At 45.7% G+C, this 3,830-nt stretch carries 5 protein-coding genes and 1 pseudogene; 3 read left to right on the top strand and 3 right to left on the bottom strand.

The genetic code is table 11. The annotated features are described in order from the left end of the window. The coding region (locus Q0C29_RS07640) for a hypothetical protein (RefSeq protein ID WP_292000069.1) at nt 1-498 on the top strand (498 nt) is incomplete at its 5' end. Nucleotides 499-501: 3 nt separating this feature from the next. Here Q0C29_RS07640 and Q0C29_RS07635 read toward each other — a convergent pair. Further along, on the bottom strand, nt 502-1,059 hold the full coding sequence (locus Q0C29_RS07635) for a flavin reductase family protein (protein WP_292000068.1): 558 nt from the start codon (nt 1,057-1,059) through the stop codon (nt 502-504). A 98-nt stretch (nt 1,060-1,157) separates the two neighbouring features. Then, complete coding sequence (locus Q0C29_RS07630) at nt 1,158-2,336, bottom strand: hypothetical protein (RefSeq protein WP_292000067.1); 1,179 nt, start codon at nt 2,334-2,336, stop codon at nt 1,158-1,160. 151 nt (nt 2,337-2,487) lie between these two features. Here Q0C29_RS07630 and Q0C29_RS07625 point away from each other — a divergent pair, with 151 nt between their 5' ends. After that, nucleotides 2,488-3,234: a DUF364 domain-containing protein gene (locus Q0C29_RS07625; protein WP_292000066.1), complete on the top strand. Its 747-nt coding sequence runs from the start codon at nt 2,488-2,490 to the stop codon at nt 3,232-3,234. Between the two features lie 108 nt (nt 3,235-3,342). Here Q0C29_RS07625 and Q0C29_RS07620 read toward each other — a convergent pair whose 3' ends face one another. Further along, on the bottom strand, nt 3,343-3,537 hold the full coding sequence (locus tag Q0C29_RS07620) for a hypothetical protein (protein WP_292000065.1): 195 nt from the start codon (nt 3,535-3,537) through the stop codon (nt 3,343-3,345). A gap of 39 nt (nt 3,538-3,576) precedes the next feature. Between Q0C29_RS07620 and Q0C29_RS07615 the strand changes: the two are divergent. Then, nucleotides 3,577-3,830: pseudogene (locus Q0C29_RS07615) on the top strand (ABC transporter substrate-binding protein); the annotation flags it as partial.

Here is a 3,830-nt window from a genome sequence, read left to right as displayed (position 1 = left end):
ACTGCTGGTTTTGGTTGGGAGGTTGTTGATCTTCATAATAATGGTGCTGATGCTTATTTTCAGGTTTTGAATGATTTGGTTATTCAGTGGATTGACCTTGATGCGTCATATATGCTTACTAAACCACCAAGCAGTGAAGGATTCGCTGAAGTATTGATAACTGTTGGTAAGGCCTCAACACCATCATTCTCTCAACCACCTCAAGTGTACCAATCATTACCTCAATCACCAGCATTCACGCCAATAACCATAATTAACCCAAATAACCTACAGACAGTGGCAGACGCATACCCTGAGGAGGGCTTCATAATTAGGCTGATTCTTAAGTCTTGGGTTCCAAGCAATGGGGCAGCATCCTCAGTCCAAAGGCATGTCACAGTGTACCCAGGCATTAAGGTTAAGAGTGGGGAGTATATTGTATTCCACATGGACCACGCGGGAGTAGGACCATTAGACTGCGAAATACAAGCAACAATAGGATACAACCTACTACAATAAAAACTAAGACTGCTTAGCCAACATCCTCCTTGAATCAACTAGGTAAAATACTCTTCCTGAACCATGGAGCAGTATGTTTGTTTTGCCTAGGTTAATGCCCCACTTATCCACTAGGCCTTCCTTAACCTTCACCTTAAGCACCCTAAGCACGAATAACCCAACTTCACCTACTTCAATCTCCTTATCAACGACTGTTTCATAAACAGCTAATGCATCGGCCCAGGTTGGTGTCTTAATGGTGTCGCTTGGTATTAGCCTTAAGCCATACTTAGCTACCTTATCCACGCTCCTCCCAGACACTGAACCCAGTGCATACACTAGGTCAGCGTGCTCTTGGGACGGCACGTTAACCGTGGCTTCCGGGTGGTGTTTTAGGCATTGGTAAGTGTATGCCTCCTTATACACTGAGATGCCTATTGTTGGTGGTTCTTCACTAATAGGCATGTTCCAGCTTGCCGGCATTGCATTAACCCTACCGCCTGGGCATAGGGTGATTAGGAGTATTGTTGGCCTTGGGTGAAGTGGCCTATAAAACACTCCACTATACTCAACTAGGCTCATTACCATGAGTCGCTCGTGGTTAAATATAAGTTTTGCTCTTAGGTAAGTTTAAAATTAAATATGGTTAACGAGTGTTTTAATGAGTGGTGTTGAGGCGATTACTTAACTATGGCCTTTATTGTTGCCTTAACCTGAGTGCTTGCCTTTAATTTAACCCAGGTTGCTGGCTTATCAATAGTGTTGATTCCCCTACTTAACTTAATGACTTGCTCAACATCATCATGTAAATCCAGCTTCATGTGCAATTCAGCGTCGCCGTTTACCGATACCATTAGCCTATCCGCGGAGGGCACGTAGTACCACTTACTCTCGGTACCATTGAATAACCCCCTTAACTCCCCGTAGTTACTTGGGTTGAATATGCCTTCATCCACGTAGACTGCCCAAATCTCATGGGTGTAACCTTCCTTCTTAGTGTCTGGCCTAATGCTCCAAGTGTCCCTAAAGGATGCTAAGAGTAGTTTAGGCTTACCGTCTGGGAGTGTCGTGTAGTGTGGGTGGCCTACCTGGGTGAAGGAGTCTTCAATACCCAGTAGTGGCATTAATGATGCTTCAAGTATTGCAATGTCCCTTAGGTCGTTTATTGACCAGACCTCGTCTAGGCTTGGGCCAATGTATGTTTGCAGGAGCCACTTATTGGGTGAATCAACCTCAACGAAGACCTGGAACCTCGGCATCGTGGTGAAGTCAATGACGTCATTACCCCTACCCCAACGCCCCAGTTCACCCCAATCCTCAACCTTAAGTTCATTCAAGTCATCAACGTTCCTAATCATGAATAAGCCTATGGCCTCGGAGTTCTCAATGGGGACGACGGCTAATGCATCCCTAATGTTACCGTAAGCCCCAGTGGGCCTAATGGGTGCTCCCGAATCCCAAACATAATCCCTAACTATGAGGGGCTTATACCCCTTAAGGTTCCAGTCAGGGTCGAAGACGAATATGTAGGAGTTCTTACCGTGGGTTGACACAACGTAAAACTCATCCTTAGCCTCATTATACAGGCCCCTAATAGTGTTATTGGTGTATTCTGCTGGTTCAGGGAAGGTTGATGGGAGTATCTTCCTCACTTGGCTTAAGTCAACGTTAAGTGACTCATCAATTGGGGCAACGAAACCCTCCCTCTTAAGGCCAGTGGGGTCACTCCACCCGGTGAAGAGTAACCAATACCTATTCCTCTTAACATCATAAGCAATGTAGGGTGTACCCACACCACCCCTTAAGTCACCTACAGGCTGCCTCGAGGGCACTAGGACTGGTTTAATTAAAGGAACCATGATTAATGTATTAGTTAACACTATTATTAAGTATTACGCACTTTAACATTACCTAACCTGTTAGGTAGCCTTAATAATAAGGTAACCTTACTTAAATAAGAAATTGCGTACTGGTAAATCCTTTATTACCACCCAGCGGCGCGCATAACCCATGGGTAACGTTATCGAATTCCTGGTTAATTACGCTAGGGAGCATGATCATGAGGTTAGGAACGTAACCATTGGGGTGCATTGGACGTGCGTATGGTCAAGGTACTGCGGGGTTTCATTAACGTACGCATTAAGCCACGATGACGAGGTAAGGGGCTTCGGTAGGCTTGAGGATAAGAGGGCTAGTGAACTCGCCGAGTACCTAAGGTCCTGGAACCTACTTGAGGCAAGCGTCGGCCTAGCAGCAGTCAACTCAGTGACTAGGCCTGAGGGTAATGTTAAGGCTAATGGGTTAGACATAGCCCTCGAGTTAAGTAAAGGAAGGAGAGTGACCATGGTTGGCGCATTCCCACGGTTAGACGCCTTCAGGAGGGTTGCCGGTGAATTCAAGGTGCTTGAATTGAACCCACTCCTAGTTAACCCAGGGGAAGGCATATTACCTGCAACTGCGGCTGAGCATGTTATACCGAGGAGTGACTTCGTTATCATAACCGCAAGCGCCATAGTTAATAAGTCCATTGATAGGTTAATAGAACTGGCTAAGGGGGCTGGGGCTTATGTTATGTTGCTGGGCCCAAGTACACCAATGATAAGGGACCTACTTGACTACGGCATAGACATACTGGCTGGGGTTAGGGTTAATAGGCCTAGGTCACTCATTAGGAAGATTAGCCAAGGATGCGGCATGCTTACCCCAGGTAAATTGAAGGGTGATGTATCATTCATAGTATTAAGTAAACTGCACTAATGCATGGTCATGCATCTCGTGAATAAGAAGTGAATGCAGCCATTTTAATTTTCCATCCGTTTAATGGGACTCCATGACATACACGTAAAGTGAAGGCGTGGGTAATGATTATAAGGTAAGATTAAGTAGCCTAGGTTCATTCCCATAACTATCCACTAGGGCTCCTAAAGCTCCTCCTCGGGTTCTTAACCACCTCCTCAAACCAGCGACATCCTCATCAGTTAATGATGGTGGAATTACCTTTAAGGCCTCAAGGAAATCCCTCATCCTAACCCTAACCCCAGTCAACTGCTCAAGCTGCACCTGGGCCTGATGAGGGTTAGCCTTTTCACCAATAGCTTCGGTAGTACTGGTTCAACGCCGTTTAGTAAGCTATTCACGTATGCTAATCCGCAATATTATCATGGAATGGCTAGTTTAGGTAATGGGTCTGGTGGTCAGCCTTCAGTGCTTTGGATTAACTTCGCCCAATTAAACTATTGGCCATGGAACGAGAGCTGGTTTAGGTTAGCATTATCACTGGCAATAAATAGGACTGCCGTAAGCATCTACACTCAATTTGGATCACCATACGGTGGCCCACCAACACCTGGAGA

The sequence above is a fragment of the Caldivirga sp. genome, assembly GCF_023256255.1.
Lineage (GTDB): Archaea > Thermoproteota > Thermoprotei > Thermoproteales > Thermocladiaceae > Caldivirga.
Note: the sequence above shows the minus strand (reverse complement) of the source record. Positions and strands in the feature narration are given on the sequence as shown.